Origin of the sequence: Streptomyces sp. NRRL B-1140 (assembly GCF_001280065.1) — a bacterium.
Classification (GTDB): domain Bacteria; phylum Actinomycetota; class Actinomycetes; order Streptomycetales; family Streptomycetaceae; genus Streptomyces.
In genome coordinates, this window is sequence record NZ_LGEA01000092.1 from 62,515 (window position 1) to 84,465 (window position 21,951).

The window sequence follows — 21,951 nt, forward strand, 5'->3', positions numbered from 1 at the left end:
GCCCTGCCGTGTGCACAGGCGTCAGATCACCGTCTCCGGGCCGCTCGGCGTGCCCGTGGCGCTCTGCGACGCGCTCGCCGAAGTACTCGTGGGAGAGCTGGGCGCCGGGCCGCTGGCCGAGTTCGAGGTGGAGGGGCTCGTCGTCGGCGGCTCCGAGGTCGGCGGCTCGGAGGTGGGCGGCTGCGAGGTGGGCGGCTCGGACGTCGGCGGCTTGGACGTCGGCGGCTTCGACGTGGGCGGCTTCGACGTCGCGGGCGGCTTGGACGTGGCGGGCGGCTTCGAGGACGACGGCGGCTTCGACGGCGACGGGGAGTCACTCGGGTCCTGCGAACCGCTCGGGGAATCCGTCGGCGTCGGGTCGTCCGACGTGCCGGGCGTCCCGTCCGGGCCCGGGTCCGTCGGGCGAGCGGGCGCACCGCCGGTGTCGCCGCCGCCGTCGTTCCCCGGCCGGTCGGCACCGATGCTGTCGTCGTCGACACCCTGGCTGGCGGACGGGTTGACGCCGACCTGGCCGGAAGGCGGGTTCCTGTCGTTGTCGGAGGTGGCACCCAGCGTCACCACCGTGCCCAGGACGGCGACGAGCAGGGCACCGGCACCGGCGGCCACGAGGTTGCGCCGGGCCAGCCCCTTGAGGCCGCCCCGGGCCGCCCGTGAGGGCGCGGGCGAGCTGCGGTGGGTGACCAGGGTCGCGGAGGGCGGCTGCTGGAGCTGCGGGAAGGGCGCCGGAACACCGCCGGGCGGGGACGCCGACTCCTCATCGCGGGTGTCGGGCACCTCCTCCCCCGCGGTCGGCCCGAGCCCGATCGGGGTGCCCGAGCGGTCGGCGACCAGGGCGAGGGCACGGCGGCCGGCGACGGTGCCCCGCTTGTCGGCGAGAGCGCCGCGCAGGCCGATGGAGGCCTCCAGTTCGGCCCGGGCCCGGTCGAGCTGCCCCGCGCACAGCGCGAGGACTCCGAGCTCGTGGTGGAAGTAGGCCTCTTCTGCCACGTCTCCGGCGAGCCGGGCGGCCTCGGCGCCGGAGCGCAGGGCCCGCTCCCAGGCGCTCCAGTGCAGTCCGGCGGCGAACGCGGGGGCGGCGGTGCGGGCCAGGTGCACGGCCGCGCTCTCCTCGCCCTCGGCGGGCGGACGGGTGACCGGCCCGAGAACGGCAAGGGCGGCGAGGACCGCGTCGGCCTCGGCGCACACGCGCTCAGGGGTGACCGAGGGGTGCCCGGCCCACCAGGAGTAATGCTGGGCGGCGCTGCGGGCACCGGCCTCGGTGTCGTCGGCGTATCCGGCCGCCTCCAGCTGGGCCGGCACGCCGGCCGCGAGGCGGTAGCGCGAGCCGACCGGGGAGACCAGACCGCAGGCGGCCAGTTCGCCGAGTGCGGCGTCCGCGTGGGTGTCGCCGACCAGGGCGGGCAGATGCGCCTGGTGCGGGACCTCGCCGCCGAGGACGAGCGCGAACCGCAGGGTGGCGCGGGCGGAGGCGCTCAGCCGGGAGGCGAGCAGCGGCGCGGGCGCGGCGGCCTCGCCGAGCGCGGGCAGCGGCACGTCGTCGCCGAGGTCGTAGGTCTCGGTGCTGTCGGCCGGGGGCGCGTCCTCGAACACGCCGAACTCGTCGACGGCACTGGTGCCGGCGCGCAGCCGGTCGCGCTGCCGCAGCAGGGCACCGGCCTGGACGAAGCGCAGCGGCAGGCCCTCGGACTCGAACCAGAGGTCGCCGGCCCAGTTGGACTCGTCCTCGGTGAGGCTCCGGCCGACAGCGTGTTCCAGCAGGTCGAGCCCGGCCGCGCGCTCCAGCCCGCCGAGGACGACCTCCTCGACGGCGGAGTCGGCCGAGGGGGCCGGCACGTCCGGGGTCGCGCCGAAGAGGAAGGCGCACTCGGGGGTCGCCTCCAGCAGCTCGTCCAGCGCGGCGCCGCCGAACTCCAGGTCGTCGAGGACGACGACCGCGCCGATCTCACGGAGGTGGGTGAGCAGCTCGTCCCGGTCCGGGCGGTACAGCGGGGCGCTGAAGACCGCGTGGAACAGGCCGTACAGCAGGTCCTCGGAAGTACGTCCGAAGCCGTTGAGACGGACCACGCCGTCGGGGGCGAGGTCGGAGCAGTCCTCGGCGACCAGGTCGAGGAGGCGGGTGCGACCGGAGCCGGCCGGGCCGGTGAGGCGGGTGGAGCGGCCGCGGGCGAGCAGGCGCACCAGGCGCTCGCGTTCGTCCTGGCGGGCCAGCAGCGGCAGGGCGGGCTGCGGGGGGCCGGGCGGGACGGGCGGGCGGGCCGCGCGCTCGGCCTCGGCACGCTCGGCCGCGGTGAGCTTCACGGGCCGGGCGGGCCGTCGGGTGGGCGGGCAGGCCTCGATCTCGCTGCCGTCGACGGGGTTGACCGTCAGCAGGAAATCGCCGGCGACGAGCTGCACCGTGCGGGCGAGCGCCGGTGCGTGCTGGGCGAACTCGGGTGTGAGGGATTCCCTGGGAGGGCGCTGGCGCGGCGCGGGGCCGTCGCCGTCGTGGCCGTACTCCTCGGGTCCCTGGTTGTCAGGATCCATAGGTCAAGCCCCCCAAAAGCGTGTGTGTGCTCGGAAAAGCCCCTCCCGGCCTTGCTGCACACCGCGCTGTCGCTTCTGGTCCGGTCCCGCTCGAAGGGTGTCAAGGCAGCGGGCAGCCGAACCCTAAACCTTCGCACAGTATCTACGACAGTCCGGGGTACCGCTCCGTCCGTAACGTCACGGTCTCGTGAGGATTGTGCGCGTCGCCCGGCGTGGCGACAGGCGTCCGGGTCTCCCCGGTCGCCCGGCTCACACCCGTACGAGCCGTCACACGCGGGGGAGCGTCTCCACCCCGATGCCTCCCTCGATCGCCAGGATCCGGTGCAGGCGGGTGGCCACCAGCAGGCGCTGCATCTGCGGCGGTACGTCGCGCAGCACCAGGCGCCGGCCGCAGCGGCCGGCCCGTCGGTGGGCTCCCATGATCACACCCAGGCCGGTGGCGTCCCAGGAGTCCAGTTCGGACAGGTCCAGCACGAGGTCCCCGACTCCGTCGTCGACGGCCGAGTGCAGGACCGTACGGGCGTCCGCCGCGCTCCGGACGTCGAGGCGGCCCCCGACGACCAGCCCGGCGTGGTCGCCCCTGATGTACATATGCGCTCCCCGTGCGTGCGAATCGTGCTCCGCGTTCTGGATGTGGGTGATGCAACCTCTGACTGTGTGGAGGAGTCAGAGGTTGCTTCTTGTAAGCGAACCGATACCGAATTCACCCGTGGGTGTGATGGGCCCCTGGGCATGTGCGGTTTCAGTGCTTGTAGAAGCCCTGCCCGCTCTTGCGTCCGATGTCACCGGCGTCAACCATCCGGCGCATCGACTCGGGAGCCGCGAACTTCTCGTCCTGGGACTCGGTGTAGATGTTGTTCGTGGCGTGCAGCAGGATGTCGACGCCGGTCAGGTCCGCCGTCGCCAGCGGGCCCATCGCGTGACCGAAGCCCAGCTTGCAGGCCAGGTCGATGTCCTCGGCGCTCGCCACGCCCGACTCCTGCAGCTTCGCGGCCTCGACGACCAGGGCGCAGATGAGACGGGTCGTCACGAAGCCGGCGACGTCGCGGTTGACGACGATGCAGGTCTTGCCGACCGACTCGGCGAACTCCCGTGCGGTGGCGAGGGTTTCGTCGCTGGTCTTGTAGCCGCGCACCAGTTCGCACAGCTGCATCATCGGCACCGGCGAGAAGAAGTGCGTGCCGACGACCCGTTCGGGGCGTTCCGTCGCCGCCGCGATCTTGGTGATCGGAATGGCGGAGGTGTTGGAGGCGAGGACCGCCTCGTCCTTCACGATCTTGTCGAGGGCGCGGAAGATCTCGTGCTTGATCTCCAGCTTCTCGAACACGGCCTCGACGACCACGTCCGCGTCCGCCACGGCGTCCAGGTCGGTGGTCGCGGTGATGCGGGCCAGGGCGGCGTCGGCGTCGTGCGCCTCCAGCTTGCCCTTGGCGACGAACTTGTCGTACGACGCCTTGATGCCGTCGGTGCCCCGCGTCAGCGCCTCGTCGGTGACGTCACGAAGGACCACCTCCCAGCCCGCCTGTGCGGAGACCTGGGCGATGCCGGACCCCATGAGGCCGGCTCCGATGACGGCAAGCTTCCGTGCCACTGTGCGACTCCCCTGACGCGCTGCTCATGTCTGCTTCTCGGCCGGACACTAGCGCTCGCGAGAGCGTGTGTGAGCGCTTAGTAACGCGTTTCACGTCTCACGACGTGAGACACGCGTCACGCGCCGCCTCGTACGGCGTAGTTGAGCACCTTCTCGCTCAACAGCTCCTCGACGTCGTCGAGGACGACGAGCATCTCCCGTGACACTTCGTCCGGGTTGCGCCCCTTGACCATCTCGCGGCCGATCGCGGCGAAAAGGGTGCCGTGCACCCAGCAGACCTGACCGGCGATCAGCCCGGGCAGCGGGTCACCGGCACCGGCGCCGGTCTCCTCGCGGAGCGTCGCCTCCAGGTTGTCCTGGAGCTCCTGCTGGATGCCCCACAGCCGGGAGCGCAGCGGCGGTGCCTCCTCGATGCAGCGCATGAAACGGTCGTAGCCCTCGATGAGGCCCATACGGGGCGAGACGGCCTCGATCTCGGCGCGCAGCTCGCGCAGCACCGCCCGGGTGGCCGACTCCCCCGCGTCCCGGCCGCGCACCCAGCGCGAGAGCCGGTCGACGACGCCCTGGGAGCGGTCGAAGAAGAGGTCCTCCTTGGCAGGGAAGTAGTTGTAGACGGTGTTCACGGAGACGTCGGCCGCCTCCGCCACGTCCGCGATCGTCACCGCCATGAACCCGCGCTCCAGGAACAGCCCGGTGGCGATGTCGGAGATGCGCTGCCGGGTCTCGCGCTTCTTCCGTTCCCTGAGTCCCTCAGCCATGTCCGCATCCTAGCTTCTCTGGGGTCCCCCAAAACTTGGAGTCATTGCAAAATTTAAGAGACTCTGTTTTTCTGGAGCCATGACCATCATCAGTACGGCCGGGCTGGCCCGTACCTTCCTGACCAAGAACGGCCCCGTGGAGGCCGTGCGCTCCATCGACCTGACCGTCCACGAGGGCGAGATCCTCGGCTTCCTCGGCCCGAACGGCGCCGGCAAGACGACGACCCTGCGGATGCTGACGACCCTGCTGGCACCGACCGGCGGTGCCGCCACCGTCGCGGGATGCGACCTGGCGACCGACGCGGCCGGCGTGCGGCGGGCCTGCGGTTACGTGGCACAGTCCGGCGGGGTCGATCCGCAGATCAGCGTGCGGGAGGAGCTGGTCACCCAGGGGCGGCTGTACCGGCTGTCCAGGGCCCGGGCCGCAGAGCGCGCCGGGGAACTGGCCCGCGAGCTGGACCTCACCGGGCTCCTCGACCGCAAGTGCGGTGCGCTGTCCGGCGGACAGCGGCGGCGGCTGGACATCGCCATGGCTCTCACCCACCGCCCCGAGGTGCTGTTCCTGGACGAGCCGACGACCGGTCTCGACCCCGGCAGTCGCGCCGACCTGTGGGACCTGGTGCGCCGGCTGCGCGACGAGCACGGCACCACGGTGTTCCTGACCACGCACTACCTCGACGAGGCCGACGCCCTCTCCGACCGGCTGGTCGTCGTCGACCACGGCGTGGTCGTCGCCGAGGGCACCCCGAGCGCGCTGAAGCTGCGCCACGGCGGATCGCTCGACGCCTCGCTGCAGGACACGTTCCTGGCCATCACCGGCCGCAGCGCCGCCCCGGCCGAGCAGGCCCCCGTCGCCGTATGAGAAGTCGCAGGAGAAGCCACATGAGAGACCGAGGCACATCGATGCTGTTGCACGACACCGCGCTCGTCTACGGGCGCTACCTCCGCCAGTCCCTGCGCTCCCGCTTCGCACTGCTCTTCGGCGTGCTCATGCCTCTGCTGTACCTGCTGTTCTTCGGCCCCCTGCTGACGGATCTGCCGCTGGGCACGGCAGGCAGCTCCTGGCAGGTGCTCGTACCGGGGCTGCTGCTCCAACTCGGTCTGTTCGGGGCGTCCTTCGCGGGCTTCTCGATCATCATCGAGAAGGGCCACGGCGTGGTCGAGCGCATGCGCGTCACCCCCGTGAGCCGACTGGCCCTGCTGCTCGGCCGGGTGCTGCGGGAGGCCACGGTGTTCGTCTTCCAGGCCGTGCTGCTGGTGCTGGCGGCGGTGGCGATGGGCCTGCGGGCACCGCTGGCCGGCGTCCTGATCGGCTTCGCCTTCGTCGCCCTGCTCACGCTCTCGCTGGCCGCCCTGTCGTACGCGCTGGCGATGCGGATGGACACCCCGCAGAGCTTCGGCCCTGCGATCAACGCGCTGACCATGCCGTCCATGCTGCTGTCCGGTCTGATGCTGCCGATGACGCTGGGGCCTGCCTGGCTGGACGTCCTCTCCCACCTCATGCCGTTCCGCTATCTGGTGGACGCGGTACGGGACGCCTACGTCGGCGGCTACGCCACACCCCACATGCTGTACGGCTCTCTGGTCGCCGTCGGCCTCACCGTGCTGTCCGTGACAGTGGGCACACGCGTGTTCCGAACCGCCTGAGCCTCACTAGGCTGGCCGCATGGTCAATCTGACGCGCATCTACACCAGGACCGGCGACCAGGGCACGACCGCGCTCGGCGACATGAGCCGTGTCGCCAAGACCGACCTGCGGATCTCCGCGTACGCCGACGCCAACGAGGCCAACGCGGTGATCGGCACGGCGGTCGCGCTGGGCGGTCTGGACGCGGAGATCGTCGAGGTCCTCACCCGCGTGCAGAACGACCTGTTCGACGTGGGCGCGGACCTGTCGACGCCGGTGGTGGAGAACCCGGAGTTCCCGCCCCTGCGGGTCGAGCAGTTCTACATCGACAGGCTGGAGGCGGACTGCGACCGCTTCAACGAACGCCTGGAGAAGCTCCGCTCGTTCATCCTCCCCGGCGGCACCCCCGGCGCGGCCCTGCTCCACCAGGCCTGCACGGTCGTACGCCGGGCGGAGCGCTCCACCTGGACGGCGCTGGAGGTGCACGGCGAGGTGATGAACCCCCTGACGGCCACCTACCTCAACCGCCTCTCCGACCTCCTGTTCATCCTCGCGAGGACCGCGAACAAGGAGACCGGCGACGTGCTGTGGGTACCGGGCGGGGAGCGGTAGTCAGTTTCTGCCGCGCGCCGCCTGCCACAGGCCGGAGGCGATCAGCAGGCCGCCGACGCACATCATCACGATGCCCGCCTTCGTGAGGGTCACGACGGGGGCCTCCACGTCATCGGTGAACAGCCACAGCCCGAGGCCGACCACGAAGGTGACGACACCTTCCACCAGATTCCCGCGGGCCTTGCTCATCGGTGCGCCCCCTCCTTCTCCAGCCGCTCCTCCGGCTCCCCCGCGGGAGCCTTCCGCGGCCAGATCAGGTAGCTGAGCGCGATCAGGCCGTGGATCCCCGCCGCACGCCAGGCCACATAACGCCAGCTCTCCAGCGAGGTGACGCGGCTCGGGTCGTCGACGTACCAGATCGCGAGCTGGAGGAGCGCGGTCGCGACGGCGGCGCCCACCAGGGTGCCCAGCCAGACCTGGCCCTCGTACCGCGCCCGGGCCATGCCGTGGCGCGGCGGGCCGAGCGGTTTCGGGGCGCCGCCCAGCCGGTGGGCGGCGTGGCCGTCGAGCCACTTCACCGTGCGGTGGCCGTGCCCGACCGTGTAGCCGATGTACAGCGCTGCCAGCCCGTGCGTCCAGTTCGGGTCTGCACCGTTCTTCAGATCCAGAGCGGTGGCGACCAGCAGGACGACCTCCAGCAGCGGCTCGCACAACAGCAGCGCCAAGCCCGTGCGCGGCATCTTCAGCAGGTAGCGGGTGGCCAGTCCGGCGGCCAGCAGCACCCAGAACCCGATCTCGCAGGCGGCGATCAAGGCGACGATCACGGTTCGCTCCTCTCGGTGACCTCTCCAGGCTCCCGGGCGGTGCGGCGGTAATCGTCGTCGCGAGTGACGAATGCGCGGTACATCGAAAGATGCAGTCGGGGACCCTCCGCGGGGATCACGCCCGGCGCGCGGCGGCCGTGTTGGATGGTGACATGGCCGTACGACTCCCCCGCCCACGCCGCTTCGACGTGTACGTCGCCCTGGGCAGTCTGCTGGGCGGCCTGTTGCTGTGGGCACTCGGGCTGGCCACCCGCCCCGCCACCGAGGTGTACGTGCTGCTGCCGGGCCGCTGGCCGGTGCTGCTGCCGCTGTCGGTGATGGCCGGCTGCGAGCTGCTGCGGCGCACCGCCCCGCGCACCGCCCTGCTGACGGGCACCGCCGCGATCGTCCTGGACCTCCTCACCCAGGGCAACCTCGTCACGATCCTGATGTACACGGACCTGATGTACGCGGCCGTCCTGTACGGCCCGCCCGCCTCGGCACACCGCATCCCGCGGATCACCGGGCTGCTCACCGTGGCCGGAGCCGTCGTGCCGTTCGCCCTCTGGCGCGAGCCCGAGGCACTGCTGATCGGCGTGGTCACCGGCCTGGTCGCCTTCGGGCCGGCCTCCACCGGGCTGATCGTGCGCAACCACCGCGAGGCCGCCGACGCCGCCCGGCTGCGCGCGGAACAGACCGCGCTGCTCGCCGAGATGGACCGCGCCCAGGCCATTACCGCCGAACGCGCCCGGATGGCACGCGAGTTGCACGACATGGTCGCCAACCACCTGTCCGCGATCGCCATCCACTCCACCGCGGCCCTCTCCCTCGACGACCCGAAGACCTCTCAGGACGCGCTGGTGGTCATCCGCGAGAACAGCGTGGAAGGGCTCGCCGAGATGCGCCGGCTGATCGGCATCCTGCGCGACAGCAGCGGCGACGTGGAACCGTCCGCCGCTCCCACGCTCGATGGCCTCGCCGGGCTGGTGGACGGCGCCCGCACCAACGGCCTGGACGTCACCCTCGACGCCGAACGGAGTCAGGTGCCCGCCCCGGTCGAACTCGCCGCCTACCGCATCGTGCAGGAGTCGCTCACCAACGCCCTCAAGCACGCCGCCCCGGGCCGGGTCCACGTGTCCCTCGCCCGGCGGGACGGCTCACTCGTCGTCAGCGTGACCAGCCCGTACGGGGACCGGGACGGCCCGCGCGCCCCCGGCTCCGGCGCGGGCCTGGTCGGCATGAGGGAACGCGTGGCCCTGCTGGACGGCACCTTCGAAGCAGCGCCCGAGAACGCGCCGGAGGGCGCGGTCTGGGCCGTGCGCGCCACCCTCCCCGTCGACGACACCCTCGAAGGAGACACCGCATGATTCGCGTCCTGGTCGCCGAGGACCAGTCGGCCGTCCGCGCCGGCCTGGTCCTCATCCTGCGCAGCGCGCCCGACATCGAGGTGGTCGGAGAGGCCGCGGACGGCGAGCGGGCGGTGGCACTGGCCCGCGAGCTGCGACCGGACCTGGTGCTGATGGATGTTCAGATGCCCCGTATGGACGGGGTGTCGGCGACCCGGCAGGTCGTCGCGGAGCGGCTCGCGGACGTCCTCGTGCTGACCACCTTCGACCTCGACGAATACGTCTTCGGGGCGCTGCGGGCGGGCGCGTCCGGGTTCCTCCTGAAGAACACCGAGGCGAGGCAGCTGCTGGAGGCCGTGCGGACGGTCGCACGCGGGGAGGGGCTGATCGCCCCGGCGGTGACGCGACGGCTGATCGCGGAGTTCGCCGCGAGGCCCGCCCGGGAGCCCGCGGCCGACCCGGCGGTGCTCGACCAGCTGACCCGGCGGGAACGCGAGGTGCTGGCCTGCCTCGGCGAAGGCCTGTCCAACGCGGGCATCGCGGAGCGGCTCGACATGGCCGAGGCGACCGTGAAAACCCACGTCAGCAGGCTGCTCGGGAAGCTGGGGCTGCGGAGCCGGGTGCAAGCCGCCGTGCTGGCGCAGGAGTTGGGTGTCTGAGAACTCCGTGCATGGTGGTCCAGACCTATTGACCGGTGGTCCAGACCTTTCTATTCTCACCGCACCATGTGTGGCGTGAGGCTCAGTCACGCCCCCCACAACTCCATCGAGGAGGCGCAGCATGCGCTTCAGACACAGAGCCGCGGCAGGGTTCGCGACCCTGTTGCTCCCCTTCGCCGGCCTCGTCGGCCTGGCGAGCCCGGCCCAGGCAGCCACGTCCGCCACCGCCACCTACGCCAAGACCCAGGACTGGGGATCCGGCTTCGAGGGCAAGTGGACGGTGAAGAACACCGGCACCACCGCCATCAGCTCCTGGACCGTCGAGTGGGACTTCCCCTCCGGCACGTCCGTCACCTCCTCCTGGGATGCCGACGTCACCTCCTCCGGCAGCCACTGGACCGCGAAGAACAAGTCCTGGAACGGCAGTCTCGCCCCCGGCGCCTCCGTCTCCTTCGGCTTCAACGGCAGTGGCGCCGGCTCCCCCGCCAACTGCAAGCTCAACGGCGGCAGCTGCGACGGCGGCACCACCGAACCGGGTGACAGCGCTCCGAGCGCCCCCGGCACCCCCACCGCCTCCGGCATCACCGACACCTCGGTGAAGCTGTCCTGGTCCGCCGCCACCGACGACAAGGGCGTCAAGAACTACGACGTCCTGCGCGACGGCACGACGGTCGCCACCGTGACGACGACCTCGTACACGGACTCCGGCCTGACCAAGGGCACGGACTACTCGTACTCGGTCCAGGCCCGTGACACCGCCGACCAGACCGGCCCGGTCAGCGGCGCCGTCCGGGTCCGCACCACCGGCGGCACCACCGAGCCGCCCACCGGCGACAAGGTCAAGCTCGGCTACTTCACCGAGTGGGGCGTCTACGGCCGCAACTACCACGTCAAGAACCTGGTGACCTCGGGCACGGCGTCGAAGATCACGCACATCAACTACGCCTTCGGCAACGTCAAGAACGGCCAGTGCACCGTCGACGACACCTACGCCGCCTACGACAAGGCCTACCCCGCCGACCAGTCCGTCAGCGGCACCGCCGACACCTGGGACCAGCCGCTGCGCGGCAACTTCAACCAGCTGCGCCAGCTGAAGGCCAAGTACCCGCACATCAAGGTGCTGTACTCCTTCGGCGGCTGGACCTACTCCGGCGGCTTCGGCCAGGCCGCTGCCAACGCCGCAGCGTTCGCCAAGTCCTGCAAGGCCGTCGTGGAGGACCCGCGCTGGGCCGACGTCTTCGACGGCATCGACATCGACTGGGAGTACCCGAACGCCTGCGGCCTGAGCTGCGACACGTCCGGTCCGGCGGCCTTCAAGAATCTCTCCCAGGCCCTGCGCGCCGAGTTCGGCCAGAACTACCTGATCACCGCCGCCATCACCGCCGACGCCTCCTCCGGCGGCAAGATCGACGCGGCCGACTACGGCGGGGCCGCCCAGTACCTCGACTGGTACAACGTGATGACGTACGACTACTTCGGCGCCTGGGACAAGACCGGCCCGACGGCCCCGCACTCCCCGCTGACCTCGTACAGCGGCATCCCGAAGGACGGCTTCAACTCCGCAGCCGCCATCGCCAAGCTCAAGGCCAAGGGCGTCCCGGCGAGCAAGCTCCTGCTCGGCATCGGCTTCTACGGCCGCGGCTGGACCGGTGTCACCCAGGCCGCCCCCGGCGGCACCGCGACCGGCCCCGCGCCCGGCACCTACGAGGCGGGCATCGAGGACTACAAGGTCCTGAAGAACTCCTGCCCGGTCACCGGCACCATCGCCGGCACGGCGTACGCGCACTGCGGCAGCAACTGGTGGTCGTACGACACCCCGTCGACCATCGCCGGCAAGATGAGCTGGGCCAAGAACCAGGGCCTGGGCGGCGCGTTCTTCTGGGAGTTCAGCGGTGACACCGCCAACGGAGAGCTGGCGACGGCCATCGACAGCGGCCTGAAGTAGGCCGGATCACAGAGAAGTTCGAAGGGTTTCAGACCCTAGGCGACATTGACGCGCTGTCCGGGCGGGGCTGCCTCCAGCCACGCGAGGAACCCGGTCAGCGCGTCTTCGCTCATCGCGAGTTCCAGACGCGTGCCCCGGTGCAGACAGGCCAGGATCACGTGGTCGGAGAGCAGCGCCAGCTCCTCCTCGCCCTCCGGCACCCGGCGGCCGGCCACCTCGATGGCGGAACGCTCCAGGGTGCGGCGCGGACGCGGCGAGTACGAGAAGACGCGGTACCACTCGACGCGGTCACCGTTGTACCGGGCCACCCCGTACGCCCAGCCCTTGCCGTTGGTGTCCCCCTCGGCGGGGGCGTCCCAGCGCATACTGGCGTCGAAGGTGCCGCCCGAGCGCTGGATCAGCCGGCGGCGCAGACCGAAGACGAACAGGCCCACCACCACGAGGGCCACCACGATTCCGCACACAGTCAGAGCGAGGACCATCGACACCGACCTCCTCGTCTCCTAGGTAACGGAACGTAAAAATCACCCACATCCGCCTCAGCCGCGGCCGGGCCCGGATCTCTCCGGTACCCAGCCGCGGCTGAGTGACGTCATCACACGGCGGACTTCGGTCAGCGCGCCGCCGTCGCAGCCCGCAGACGGACGTCCGCGCGGCGCTGGGCCTCCGCGTCGTCCTCCGCCTTCGCACGCTCGAGCTCCTGCTCCGCGCGCTGGACGTCGATCTCGTCCGACAGCTCGGCGACCTCCGCCAGCAGCGAGAGCTTGTCGTCCGCGAACGAGATGAATCCGCCGTGGACCGCGGCGACGACCGTCCCGCCGTCGCTCGTGCGGATGGTCACCGGGCCCGACTCCAGCACACCGAGCAGCGGCTGGTGACCGGGCATGACGCCGATGTCGCCGGACGTGGTGCGCGCGACGACCAGGGTGGCCTGGCCGGACCAGACCTCACGGTCGGCCGCGACCAGCGCGACGTGCAGCTCAGCAGCCAAGGGTGGCTCCTCGGGTCACCACCCGGCGGGAGTGCCGGGTGTTGGTTACAAGTCTAGTAGGCGTGAATGAGGGGGCGGGACGAACCCCGCCCCCTCATGACTCGAGCGCTGCCCGGGTCAGGAGACGCCGAGCTCCTTCGCGTTCTTCTTCAGGTCCTCGAGACCACCGCACATGAAGAACGCCTGCTCCGGGAAGTGGTCGTACTCGCCGTCGCAGATCGCGTTGAACGCGGCGATCGACTCGTCCAGCGGCACGTCCGAACCGTCCACGCCGGTGAACTGCTTGGCGGCGTGGGTGTTCTGGGACAGGAAGCGCTCCACGCGACGGGCACGGTGGACGACGAGCTTGTCCTCCTCGCCGAGCTCGTCGATACCGAGGATCGCGATGATGTCCTGCAGGTCCTTGTACTTCTGCAGGATGTTCTTCACGCGCATCGCGGCGTTGTAGTGGTCCGCCGAGATGTACCGCGGGTCGAGGATGCGGGACGTCGAGTCCAGCGGGTCCACGGCCGGGTAGATGCCCTTCTCGGAGATCGGACGGGACAGAACCGTCGTCGCGTCGAGGTGGGCGAAGGTGGTGGCCGGGGCCGGGTCGGTCAGGTCGTCCGCGGGGACGTAGATCGCCTGCATCGAGGTGATCGAGTGACCACGGGTCGAGGTGATGCGCTCCTGGAGGGTGCCCATCTCGTCGGCCAGGTTCGGCTGGTAGCCCACCGCGGAGGGCATACGGCCGAGCAGGGTCGACACCTCGGAACCGGCCTGGGTGAAGCGGAAGATGTTGTCGATGAAGAACAGCACGTCCTGCTTCTGGACGTCACGGAAGTACTCCGCCATCGTCAGGCCGGCCAGGGCCACGCGCAGACGGGTGCCCGGGGGCTCGTCCATCTGGCCGAAGACCAGGGCGGTCTTGTCCAGAACGCCGGACTCTTCCATCTCCGCGATGAGGTCGTTGCCCTCACGGGTGCGCTCGCCGACGCCCGCGAAGACGGAGACGCCCTCGTGGAGGTTGGCGACACGCATGATCATTTCCTGGATCAGCACGGTCTTGCCGACACCGGCACCACCGAACAGACCGATCTTGCCGCCCTTGACGTACGGGGTGAGGAGGTCGACGACCTTCAGGCCCGTCTCGAACATCTCGGTCTTCGACTCGAGCTGGTCGAACGCGGGGGCCTTGCGGTGGATGGACCAGCGCTCGCCCGTGTGGACCTCGTCCGTGTTCAGCACCTCACCGAGGGTGTTGAACACCTTGCCCTTGGTGAAGTCGCCGACCGGGACGGTGATGCCCGCGCCGGTGTCGGTCACCGGGGCCTGGCGGACCAGACCGTCGGTGGGCTGCATGGAGATGGCGCGGACCAGGCCGTCACCCAGGTGCTGGGCGACCTCCAGGGTCAGCGTCTTCTTCTCGCCCGCGAGCGCCGGGTCTGCGACCTCGACGTGCAGGGCGTTGTAGATCTCCGGCATCGCGTCGACGGGGAACTCCACGTCGACGACCGGGCCGATGACCCGCGCGACGCGGCCCGTCGCCGTGGCCGTCTCAACAGTGGTGGTCATTTATCGGTCACTCCCCGCGGTCGCGTCGGCCAGGGCGCTCGCGCCACCGACGATCTCGCTGATTTCCTGGGTGATTTCGGCCTGGCGGGCCTGGTTGGCAAGCCGGGTGAGCGTCTCGATGAGCTCTCCGGCGTTGTCGGTGGCCGACTTCATCGCGCGCCGCGTGGCGGCGTGCTTGGAGGCGGCCGACTGGAGCAGCGCGTTGTAGATGCGGCTCTCGACGTAGCGCGGCAGGAGGGCGTCGAGGACGTCCTCCGCCGAGGGCTCGAAGTCGAACAGCGGGAGGATCTCGCCCTTGGGCGCCGCCTCCGCCGCGACCTCGTCGAGGCTGAGCGGCAGCAGCCGGGCCTCGATCGCCGTCTGCGTCATCATCGACACGAACTCGGTGTAGACGATGTGGAGCTCGTCCACGCCGCCCTCGGCCGTCTCCGTCTCGATGGCCTCGATCAGCGGGGCCGCGACCTTCTTGGCGTCCGCGTACGACGGGTCGTCGGTGAAGCCCGTGAACGACTCCGCGATCTTGCGCTCGCGGAAGTTGTAGTGGGCGACACCACGGCGGCCGACGATGAAGTTGACGACCTCCTTGCCCTCGGCCTCAAGCTTCGCCGTCAGCTTCTCCGCGGCCTTGATGGCGTTGGAGTTGAAGGCGCCGGCCAGACCGCGGTCGCTCGTGAGGAGCAGGACCGCGGCGCGGGTCGGGTTCTCGGCCTCCGTCGTCAGCGGGTGCTTGGTGTTGGATCCGGTCGCCACCGCCGTGACCGCGCGGGTGAGCTCGGTCGCGTACGGGGTGGAGGCCGCCACCTTGCGCTGCGCCTTGACGACGCGCGAGGCGGCGATCATCTCCATCGCCTTGGTGATCTTCTTGGTCGCGGAGACGGATCGGATGCGACGCTTGTAGACCCGGAGCTGGGCTCCCATGAGTCAGGTCCCTTCCGTCGTCACTTACCGGCAGCCGGGGTGTCCTCGCCGAGCAGCTTGCCGTCGGAGGTCTCGAACTGCTTCTTGAACTCCGCGATGGCCTCGGCGACGGCCTGCAGGGTGTCGTCGGACATCTTGCCGCCCTCGCGGATGGAGGTCATCAGGCCCTGCTCCTTGCGGTGCAGGTAGTCCAGCAGCTCCTTCTCGAAGCGGCGGATGTCGGCGACGGGGACGTCGTCCATCTTGCCGGTGGTGCCGGCCCAGACGGAGACGACCTGGTCCTCGGTGGCCATCGGCTGGTACTGCGGCTGCTTCAGCAGCTCGACCATGCGCTGACCGCGCTCCAGCTGCGCCTTGGACGCGGCGTCCAGGTCCGAACCGAAGGCGGCGAACGCCTCCAGCTCACGGAACTGGGCGAGGTCCACGCGCAGACGGCCGGAGACCTGCTTCATCGCCTTGTGCTGCGCGGAACCACCGACTCGGGAGACGGAGATACCGACGTTCAGCGCGGGGCGCTGACCGGCGTTGAACAGGTCCGACTCCAGGAAGCACTGGCCGTCGGTGATGGAGATGACGTTGGTCGGGATGAACGCCGAGACGTCGTTGGCCTTGGTCTCGACGATCGGCAGACCGGTCATCGAGCCGGCACCCATCTCGTCGGAGAGCTTGGCGCAGCGCTCCAGCAGGCGGGAGTGCAGGTAGAAGACGTCACCCGGGTAGGCCTCACGGCCCGGCGGGCGGCGCAGCAGCAGCGACACGGCGCGGTAGGCGTCGGCCTGCTTCGACAGGTCGTCGAAGATGATCAGGACGTGCTTGCCCTCGTACATCCACTGCTGGCCGATGGCCGAACCGGTGTACGGCGCCAGGTACTTGAAGCCGGCCGGGTCGGACGCCGGGGCGGCGACGATGGTCGTGTACTCCAGCGCGCCGGCCTCTTCCAGAGCGCCGCGCACACCGGCGATCGTGGAGCCCTTCTGGCCGATGGCGACGTAGATGCAGCGGACCTGCTTGTTCGGGTCGCCCGAGCGCCAGTTGTCGCGCTGGTTGATGATCGTGTCGACGGCCAGGGCGGTCTTGCCGGTCTGGCGGTCACCGATGATCAGCTGACGCTGACCACGGCCGACGGGGGTCATCGCGTCGACGGCCTTGTAGCCCGTCTCCATCGGCTCGTGCACCGACTTGCGCTGCATGACCGTGGGGGCCTGCAGCTCCAGGGCGCGGCGGCCCTCGGACTCGATCTCGCCGAGGCCGTCGATCGGGTTGCCGAGGGGGTCGACCACGCGGCCGAGGTAGCCCTCGCCCACCGCGACGGAGAGAACCTCACCGGTACGCGAGACCGGCTGACCCTCCTCGATGCCGCTGAACTCACCGAGGACGATGGCACCGATCTCGCGCTCCTCGAGGTTGAGGGCGAGGCCGAGGGTGCCGTCCTCGAACTTCAGCAGCTCGTTGGCCATGGTCGAGGGCAGACCCTCGACCTTCGCGATGCCGTCGCCGGCAAAGGTGACCGTACCGACCTCCTCGCGCGAGGCCGCGTCCGGCTTGTACGCCTGGACGAAGTTCTCCAGCGCGTCCCGGATCTCCTCCGGCCGGATCGTGAGCTCCGCCATCTGGGTTCCCTGCTCTCCTTGTTGGGCCCGAAGTTTCTTAGGGGGTCTGGGGGCGACCCCCAGGATTCTTCTGCACGGCCCAACCAGGGCCGTCGTAAGTACGTTGTGCCTATTGAGTTGCTGCTCAGCCGGCGAGCCGGCGGCTGGCGTCCTCGATACGGTCCGCGAGGGAGCCGTTGATGACCTCGTCGCCGACCTGCACCCGGATTCCGCCGAGGACCTCGGGGTCCACGTCCAGGTTGAGGTGCATGGTGCGGCCGTAGAGCTTCGCGAGGGCGGCGCCCAGGCGCTGCTTCTGCGGGTCGCTCAGCGGCACCGCCGAGGTGACGATCGCCACCATGCGGTCCCGGCGTTCGGCGGCCAGCTTGGACAGGGACTCCAGTCCCGCCTCCAGGCTACGTCCCCGCGGCGCGGTCACAAGGCGCGTGACCAGACGCTCGGTGGCCGACTGGGCCCGGCCGCCGAGGAGGCTGCGCAGCAGCTCGCCCTTGGCCGAGGTGGTGGCCTTGCGGTCGGTCAGCGCGGCCCGCAGCTCGGTGCTGCCGGAGACGATCCGGCCGAACCGGAACAGCTCGTCCTCGACGTCGTCGAGCTTGCCTGCCTGCTGCGCGGCGGTGAGGTCGGCGGTGTTCGCCAGCTCCTCCAGCGCGTCCACCAGGTCGCGGGACTGCGACCAGCGGGAGCGCACCATGCCGGCCACCAGGTCGGCGGCGGGGCCGCTGACCTGGGTGCCGAGCAGACGCTGGGCCAGCTCGGCCTTCGCCTCCGCGGCCTGCGCCGGGTCGGTGAGGACCCGACGCAGCGACACCTCGCGGTCGAGCAGCGCGGTGACGGCGGCCAGCTCGTCGGCGAGCGAAGCCGCGTTGGCGGACGTCGAGTCCGTCAGCGCGTCGAGACGCTCACGTGCGGCTGCCAGGGCCTCGCGGCTCGCTCCGTTCATCGCCCGGCCTCGGCCTTCTCCTCGAGCTCGTCGAGGAACCGGTCGATCACGCGGCTCTGGCGGGCGTGGTCCTCGAGGGACTCCCCGACGAGCTTGCCGGCCAGGTCGGTGGCGAGCTTGCCGACGTCCTGGCGCAGCGCGGACGCGGCGACCTTGCGGTCCGCCTCGATCTGGGCGTGACCGGCGGCGACGATCTCCTCGCGCTGCCGCTGGCCCTCGGCCCGCATCTCGGCGATGAGCGCGGCACCCTGCTCCTGCGCCTCCTGGCGCAGGCGCGCGGCCTCGTGCCGGGCCTCGGCGAGCTGTGCCTTGTACTGCTCAAGGACGCTCTGGGCCTCGACCTTCATGGTCTCGGCCTCTTCGATACCGCCTTCGATCGCCGCGCGGCGCTCCTCCAGAACCTTGTTGATGTTCGGAAGCAGCTTCTTCCAGAAGAAGAAGAACACGATGGCGAAGGCGATGGTGCCGACGAGCAGCTCGGGGCCCGGAGGAATGAGCGGGTTCTGCTCTTCCTCGGCCGCCAGCTGCACCAGGTTGGCGATCACATCAGTGCCTTTCGTCGAAACGTGTCGGTAGGGAAGTCTTACTTCGTACCGAACACGAACGGCATGACGATGCCGATGAGGGCCAGCGCCTCACAGAAGGCGAAGCCGAGGATCTGGTTGGCGCGGATCAGGCCGGCAGCCTCGGGCTGACGGGCGAGAGCCTGGGTGCCGTTACCGAAGATGATGCCGACGCCGATGCCGGGGCCGATAGCCGAGAGGCCGTAACCGACGGAACCGATGGAACCGGAGACAGCGGCGAGGGTCTCAGTGGCAGCCATGCTGAATCTTCCTTCTCTTAACGGACCGGTGGGGGTTGGCCACCGGACGACGGGGGATGGTGGGGCTCAGTGGTGCTCGGCGAGAGCGCCCTGGATGTACGTGCAGGCGAGGAGTACGAAGACGTACGCCTGGACGGCCTGCACGAAAAGCTCGAAGCCGATCATGGCGATGGTCATGACGAAGGAGACACCGGCCGCCGGGACCATCCAGCTGTTCAGCAGGTACCAGGAGGCGACGGTGAACATGACCAGCATCAGGTGGCCGGCGAACATGTTCGCGAACAGTCGCACCGCGTGCGTGAACGGCCGGACGAGCAGGTTCGAGAAGAACTCGATGACCATGACGAGCGGCAGCACCGGGCCGAGCGACTTGTCGTAGCCGGTGATGTTCTTGAAGAACCCGACGAAGCCGTGCCGCTTGAAGGTCAGCGAAACCCAGGTCACGTAGACGATCGCGGCGAGGACGGCCGGGTACGCGATGATCGACGACACCGGGAACTGCGCGAGCGGGATCACGGACCAGATGTTCATGATCCAGATGAAGAAGAACAACGAGACCATGAACGGGACGTACTTCTCGCCCTCACGCTTGCCGAGCGTCTCGTAGACGATGCCGCGGCGGACGAAGTCGTAGCCGGCCTCACCGACCATCTGCAGCTTGCCCGGCACCACCTTGGCCTTGCCGAAGGCCGCGTAGAAGAAGCCGATGACAAGGACGGTGGTGATGATGGCGAGCAGCATCACCTTGTTGAACTCGAACCCCCCGACCGTGGTGATCGGCTTGAAGAGGAACGAGTGCAGGCCCGGAGCCGGAAAACCACACCCGTTGTCGGACATGATCCGACAGCTCCAGTCAAAGGCGAGCTGGGTCTGGTCAGCACTCACCGCGGGCTCCTTCGGCGTGACGCATAGGTACGGCAACCTCGTTGTGTCGGCGCGGCGCGCAGCCGCGGATCGGCACCGGACTGGTGTTACGGATGTGAGAGCGGCTGGGGGGCATCGAGCCTCGCGTTCGAGCAGGCGTCAGCTCAGATGCCCGCGCCCGCGATGCCGCAGTTGGCACCGGACGATAGCAGGAGTTCCTACTGCCCTTTATCGCGCCCCTACTCGTCACGACGACGGTCCGGTCTTCTCGGGCTTCTCGCTCTTCGCGGAGTCCGGGTCGATGTAGAAGATCTTGGCCTTCATATGCGCACGAGCCTGCGCAGCCATCCACACGACGGTCGCGATGACGAGCCCGAGGGCGAACGTCTTCGGGTTGAAGAGAGAAGTGTCCTTGAAGACAGCAGCGAAGATCAAAAGCAGCAGCAGCTGAGCGCCATAAAGCATCAGGCCCATGGCCTGGAACAGCTGCGGGAGCGTTTTTGCCGTCCACTGAAGAACGAACAGGCCGATTCCCATGAAGAGGACGGCCAGAACGACGCCGACGGCCGCTCCGATGGCTCCCTTACCTCCGGCCACCACACCACTGACGGCGACCACAACAGCACCGGCAGCCGCTGTAGGCACAGCGCACTGCAAGAGGTTCCGGGCGTCATTGGACGGCATGGCGGCAACTCCGCTTTCGCAGGGGGCAGGGGTGTCGTCATGGACGAGCGTAGTCCCGGGCTGAGTGGAGACCTCACACCAATGGACCGTCGCACTACGGTCCTTCGGCTCTATCCGGGGGGTTCTCGTGAACCGTATCACAAACTATTTGATGCAGTCTTTACCTGAAGGTGTGCGGACTCTCACACATGAGAGTGAACATGCGCGTCTGAGCGAGAACAGCGCCGAGATGTCTGGTATTGGGCGCTTCGCACCCCCATCGCAACCCCACGACTTGGCAATGCTCTCGTCAGATTCTTACCTTGTCCCCGCCTTGCGCCGGTCGGCCAGACGCGAACGGGGGCCCAGAGCCGTCGCCCCGTTGACACCGGCGACCCCGGAGACCACGGGCGTGCGGCTCTCCGTCCCGACCGGGCTGTGCGCGTCCGCGGCAGACGCCGGCGTCGAAGCCTCGGGTGAGAGGGCGGCGACCGAGCCGCGGCGCCGGTAGCGCGGCGGCACGAAGCGCTCCATCCAGCGCGGGGCGCGGGGCGTGAAGCGCGGCAGCAGAAGCAGGATCAGACCGATCGCGCTCAGGAACACCACACCGAGCACGATCCACATGGACGCCGAGTTGACCGAGTAGGCGAGCGCCCCGAAGGCGATCAGCGCCGACCAGAAGTACATGATCAGCACCGCGCGGCTGTGCGAGTGGCCGATCTCCAGCAGCCGGTGGTGCAGGTGGCCGCGGTCGGCAGCGAACGGGGACTGACCGCGCCAGGTACGGCGCACGATCGCCAGGATCAGGTCGGCGGCCGGCACCGCGATGATCGTCAGCGGCAGCAGCAGCGGGATGTAGACGGGGACCGTCTGGTGCACGGCCTCCTTCTCGGAGCCCACGTACAGGTTGAGCGCGTCCGGGTCGACCTGGCCGGTGACGGAGATCGCACCGGCGGCCAGGACCAGGCCGATCAGCATCGAGCCCGAGTCGCCCATGAAGATCCGCGCCGGGTGCATGTTGTGCGGCAGGAAGCCCAGGCACATGCCCATCAGGATCGCCGAGAAGAGGGTGGCCGGGGCGGCGGCCTCGATGCCGTACGAGTACCAGATGCGGTAGGCGTACAGGAAGAACGCCGTGGCCGCGATGCAGACCATGCCGGCCGCGAGACCGTCCAGGCCGTCGACGAAGTTGACCGCGTTGATGGTGATGACGACCAGCGCGACCGTGAGCAGGGTGCCCTGCCACTGGGTGAGCGCGACCGAGCCGACGCCCGGGATCGGCAGCCACAGGATCGTCAGACCCTGCACGACCATCACACCCGCGGCGATCATCTGGCCGCCCAGCTTGATCAGGGCGTCGATCTCGAACTTGTCGTCCAGCACACCGATCAGCCAGATCAGGGCCGCCCCGGACAGCAGCGCCCGGGGTTCGTTCGACGCCGCGAAGACCTGGTTGAGGTTGGTCAGGTGGTCGGCGACCAGCAGGCCCGCGCACAGGCCGAAGAACATCGCGATACCGCCGAGGCGCGGAGTGGGCTCCCGGTGCACGTCACGCGCCCGGATCTCCGGCATCGCTCCGGCCACGATCGCGAACTTCCGTACCGGCCCTGTCAGCAGATACGTCACCGCGGCCGTGATGCAGAGCGTCAGGAGGTATTCACGCACGGGCTTCCCCACAGGTCTCGCTGGCCATCTCAGCCCCACACCCTAGCGATGCGCGCATATGGGTGGGGACTTCCGGGTAGCGATGATGGTTGCACGAGTGGCTGTGCACCCTGATGCGC

General features: G+C 69.6%; 23 protein-coding genes. 6 read left to right on the plus strand and 17 right to left on the minus strand.

Translation table 11 applies throughout. The annotated features are described in order from the left end of the window. Positions 1-21: 21 nt before the first annotated feature. The 4 genes from ADK65_RS14715 to ADK65_RS14730 form a co-directional block, all read right to left on the minus strand. Positions 22-2,523 (minus strand): ATP-binding protein, encoded by a 2,502-nt coding sequence (locus ADK65_RS14715; protein ID WP_053670568.1) that lies wholly within the window; start codon positions 2,521-2,523, stop codon positions 22-24. 267 nt (positions 2,524-2,790) lie between these two features. Beyond that, on the minus strand, positions 2,791-3,114 hold the full coding sequence (locus ADK65_RS14720) for an STAS domain-containing protein (protein WP_053670569.1): 324 nt from the start codon (positions 3,112-3,114) through the stop codon (positions 2,791-2,793). Between the two features lie 151 nt (positions 3,115-3,265). Then, positions 3,266-4,114: a 3-hydroxyacyl-CoA dehydrogenase family protein gene (locus ADK65_RS14725; protein WP_053670570.1), complete on the minus strand. Its 849-nt coding sequence runs from the start codon at positions 4,112-4,114 to the stop codon at positions 3,266-3,268. 116 nt (positions 4,115-4,230) lie between these two features. After that, complete coding sequence (locus ADK65_RS14730; protein ID WP_053670571.1) at positions 4,231-4,872, minus strand: TetR/AcrR family transcriptional regulator; 642 nt, start codon at positions 4,870-4,872, stop codon at positions 4,231-4,233. Between the two features lie 79 nt (positions 4,873-4,951). Between ADK65_RS14730 and ADK65_RS14735 the strand changes: the two genes are divergently transcribed. From ADK65_RS14735 to ADK65_RS14745, 3 genes are read left to right on the plus strand one after another with little or no spacing between them, the layout of a single operon-like run. Continuing rightward, a complete protein-coding gene (locus tag ADK65_RS14735; protein WP_053670572.1) occupies positions 4,952-5,734 on the plus strand; it encodes an ABC transporter ATP-binding protein in 783 nt (260 codons plus the stop codon). Positions 5,735-5,775: 41 nt separating this feature from the next. Then, on the plus strand, positions 5,776-6,519 hold the full coding sequence (locus ADK65_RS14740) for an ABC transporter permease (protein WP_053670573.1): 744 nt from the start codon (positions 5,776-5,778) through the stop codon (positions 6,517-6,519). Positions 6,520-6,538: 19 nt separating this feature from the next. After that, positions 6,539-7,111 carry a cob(I)yrinic acid a,c-diamide adenosyltransferase gene (locus tag ADK65_RS14745; protein WP_053670574.1) on the plus strand — a complete coding sequence of 191 codons (573 nt, stop codon included), beginning with the start codon at positions 6,539-6,541 and terminating at the stop codon, positions 7,109-7,111. Here ADK65_RS14745 and ADK65_RS14750 read toward each other — a convergent pair whose 3' ends face one another. Together ADK65_RS14750 and ADK65_RS14755 are read right to left on the minus strand one after the other, a co-directional pair. Continuing rightward, positions 7,112-7,300 carry a DUF5708 family protein gene (locus ADK65_RS14750; RefSeq protein ID WP_053670575.1) on the minus strand — a complete coding sequence of 63 codons (189 nt, stop codon included), beginning with the start codon at positions 7,298-7,300 and terminating at the stop codon, positions 7,112-7,114. Continuing rightward, positions 7,297-7,875 (minus strand): hypothetical protein, encoded by a 579-nt coding sequence (locus ADK65_RS14755; RefSeq protein WP_053670576.1) that lies wholly within the window; start codon positions 7,873-7,875, stop codon positions 7,297-7,299. Before ADK65_RS14755 ends, ADK65_RS14750 begins: the two co-directional genes overlap by 4 nt. A gap of 152 nt (positions 7,876-8,027) precedes the next feature. Between ADK65_RS14755 and ADK65_RS14760 the strand changes: the two genes are divergently transcribed. The 3 genes from ADK65_RS14760 (at position 8,028) to ADK65_RS14770 (ending at position 11,804) form a co-directional block, all read left to right on the plus strand. Continuing rightward, on the plus strand, positions 8,028-9,221 hold the full coding sequence (locus ADK65_RS14760; RefSeq protein ID WP_053670577.1) for a sensor histidine kinase: 1,194 nt from the start codon (positions 8,028-8,030) through the stop codon (positions 9,219-9,221). Then, entirely contained in the window at positions 9,218-9,859 is a 642-nt protein-coding gene (locus ADK65_RS14765; protein ID WP_053670578.1) for a response regulator, read from the plus strand. Before ADK65_RS14760 ends, ADK65_RS14765 begins: the two co-directional genes overlap by 4 nt. Before the next feature lie 121 nt (positions 9,860-9,980). Continuing rightward, positions 9,981-11,804, plus strand: a complete 1,824-nt coding sequence (locus tag ADK65_RS14770; protein WP_053670579.1) for a glycoside hydrolase family 18 chitinase — start codon at positions 9,981-9,983, stop codon at positions 11,802-11,804. 35 nt (positions 11,805-11,839) lie between these two features. Here the strand turns inward: ADK65_RS14770 and ADK65_RS14775 are convergent, their stop codons facing one another. From ADK65_RS14775 to ADK65_RS14825, 11 genes are all read right to left on the minus strand, one after another. After that, entirely contained in the window at positions 11,840-12,286 is a 447-nt protein-coding gene (locus ADK65_RS14775) for a DUF2550 domain-containing protein (protein ID WP_053670580.1), read from the minus strand. A 131-nt stretch (positions 12,287-12,417) separates the two neighbouring features. Next, the gene (locus ADK65_RS14780; RefSeq protein WP_053670581.1) at positions 12,418-12,795 is read right to left on the minus strand and encodes a F0F1 ATP synthase subunit epsilon; all 378 of its coding nucleotides are present in this window, start codon (positions 12,793-12,795) and stop codon (positions 12,418-12,420) included. Positions 12,796-12,912: 117 nt separating this feature from the next. Then, a complete protein-coding gene (gene atpD, locus ADK65_RS14785) occupies positions 12,913-14,349 on the minus strand; it encodes a F0F1 ATP synthase subunit beta (protein WP_053670582.1) in 1,437 nt (478 codons plus the stop codon). Further along, positions 14,350-15,267, minus strand: a complete 918-nt coding sequence (locus ADK65_RS14790) for a F0F1 ATP synthase subunit gamma (protein ID WP_053670583.1) — start codon at positions 15,265-15,267, stop codon at positions 14,350-14,352. It abuts the gene before it with no gap. Between the two features lie 20 nt (positions 15,268-15,287). Continuing rightward, a complete protein-coding gene (gene atpA / locus ADK65_RS14795) occupies positions 15,288-16,877 on the minus strand; it encodes a F0F1 ATP synthase subunit alpha (RefSeq protein WP_053670584.1) in 1,590 nt (529 codons plus the stop codon). A 124-nt stretch (positions 16,878-17,001) separates the two neighbouring features. After that, positions 17,002-17,817 carry a F0F1 ATP synthase subunit delta gene (locus ADK65_RS14800; RefSeq protein ID WP_053670585.1) on the minus strand — a complete coding sequence of 272 codons (816 nt, stop codon included), beginning with the start codon at positions 17,815-17,817 and terminating at the stop codon, positions 17,002-17,004. Further along, positions 17,814-18,362: a F0F1 ATP synthase subunit B gene (locus ADK65_RS14805; RefSeq protein WP_053670586.1), complete on the minus strand. Its 549-nt coding sequence runs from the start codon at positions 18,360-18,362 to the stop codon at positions 17,814-17,816. The genes ADK65_RS14800 and ADK65_RS14805 overlap by 4 nt, the downstream gene beginning before the upstream one ends. Positions 18,363-18,400: 38 nt before the next feature. Then, positions 18,401-18,640, minus strand: a complete 240-nt coding sequence (locus ADK65_RS14810; RefSeq protein WP_053670587.1) for an ATP synthase subunit C — start codon at positions 18,638-18,640, stop codon at positions 18,401-18,403. Between the two features lie 66 nt (positions 18,641-18,706). Then, entirely contained in the window at positions 18,707-19,477 is a 771-nt protein-coding gene (atpB, locus tag ADK65_RS14815; RefSeq protein WP_053670588.1) for a F0F1 ATP synthase subunit A, read from the minus strand. 273 nt (positions 19,478-19,750) lie between these two features. After that, entirely contained in the window at positions 19,751-20,188 is a 438-nt protein-coding gene (locus ADK65_RS14820) for a hypothetical protein (RefSeq protein ID WP_053670589.1), read from the minus strand. Positions 20,189-20,485: 297 nt separating this feature from the next. After that, positions 20,486-21,832 carry an MraY family glycosyltransferase gene (locus tag ADK65_RS14825; RefSeq protein ID WP_053670590.1) on the minus strand — a complete coding sequence of 449 codons (1,347 nt, stop codon included), beginning with the start codon at positions 21,830-21,832 and terminating at the stop codon, positions 20,486-20,488. Between the last annotated feature and the right edge of the window lie 119 nt (positions 21,833-21,951).

What these genes read in the sequence shown, in the direction of transcription:
- ADK65_RS14715 (WP_053670568.1), bottom strand. Translation starts at nt 2,523, where the DNA reads ATGGATCCTGACAACCAGGGACCCGAGGAGTACGGCCACGACGGCGAC.
- ADK65_RS14720 (WP_053670569.1), bottom strand. Translation starts at nt 3,114, where the DNA reads ATGTACATCAGGGGCGACCACGCCGGGCTGGTCGTCGGGGGCCGCCTC.
- ADK65_RS14730 (WP_053670571.1), bottom strand. Translation starts at nt 4,872, where the DNA reads ATGGCTGAGGGACTCAGGGAACGGAAGAAGCGCGAGACCCGGCAGCGC.
- ADK65_RS14735 (WP_053670572.1), top strand. Translation starts at nt 4,952, where the DNA reads ATGACCATCATCAGTACGGCCGGGCTGGCCCGTACCTTCCTGACCAAG.
- ADK65_RS14740 (WP_053670573.1), top strand. Translation starts at nt 5,776, where the DNA reads ATGCTGTTGCACGACACCGCGCTCGTCTACGGGCGCTACCTCCGCCAG.
- ADK65_RS14745 (WP_053670574.1), top strand. Translation starts at nt 6,539, where the DNA reads ATGGTCAATCTGACGCGCATCTACACCAGGACCGGCGACCAGGGCACG.
- ADK65_RS14750 (WP_053670575.1), bottom strand. Translation starts at nt 7,300, where the DNA reads ATGAGCAAGGCCCGCGGGAATCTGGTGGAAGGTGTCGTCACCTTCGTG.
- ADK65_RS14760 (WP_053670577.1), top strand. Translation starts at nt 8,028, where the DNA reads ATGGCCGTACGACTCCCCCGCCCACGCCGCTTCGACGTGTACGTCGCC.
- ADK65_RS14765 (WP_053670578.1), top strand. Translation starts at nt 9,218, where the DNA reads ATGATTCGCGTCCTGGTCGCCGAGGACCAGTCGGCCGTCCGCGCCGGC.
- ADK65_RS14770 (WP_053670579.1), top strand. Translation starts at nt 9,981, where the DNA reads ATGCGCTTCAGACACAGAGCCGCGGCAGGGTTCGCGACCCTGTTGCTC.
- ADK65_RS14775 (WP_053670580.1), bottom strand. Translation starts at nt 12,286, where the DNA reads ATGGTCCTCGCTCTGACTGTGTGCGGAATCGTGGTGGCCCTCGTGGTG.
- atpD (WP_053670582.1), bottom strand. Translation starts at nt 14,349, where the DNA reads ATGACCACCACTGTTGAGACGGCCACGGCGACGGGCCGCGTCGCGCGG.
- ADK65_RS14790 (WP_053670583.1), bottom strand. Translation starts at nt 15,267, where the DNA reads ATGGGAGCCCAGCTCCGGGTCTACAAGCGTCGCATCCGATCCGTCTCC.
- atpA (WP_053670584.1), bottom strand. Translation starts at nt 16,877, where the DNA reads ATGGCGGAGCTCACGATCCGGCCGGAGGAGATCCGGGACGCGCTGGAG.
- ADK65_RS14800 (WP_053670585.1), bottom strand. Translation starts at nt 17,817, where the DNA reads ATGAACGGAGCGAGCCGCGAGGCCCTGGCAGCCGCACGTGAGCGTCTC.
- ADK65_RS14810 (WP_053670587.1), bottom strand. Translation starts at nt 18,640, where the DNA reads ATGGCTGCCACTGAGACCCTCGCCGCTGTCTCCGGTTCCATCGGTTCC.
- atpB (WP_053670588.1), bottom strand. Translation starts at nt 19,477, where the DNA reads ATGTCCGACAACGGGTGTGGTTTTCCGGCTCCGGGCCTGCACTCGTTC.
- ADK65_RS14820 (WP_053670589.1), bottom strand. Translation starts at nt 20,188, where the DNA reads ATGCCGTCCAATGACGCCCGGAACCTCTTGCAGTGCGCTGTGCCTACA.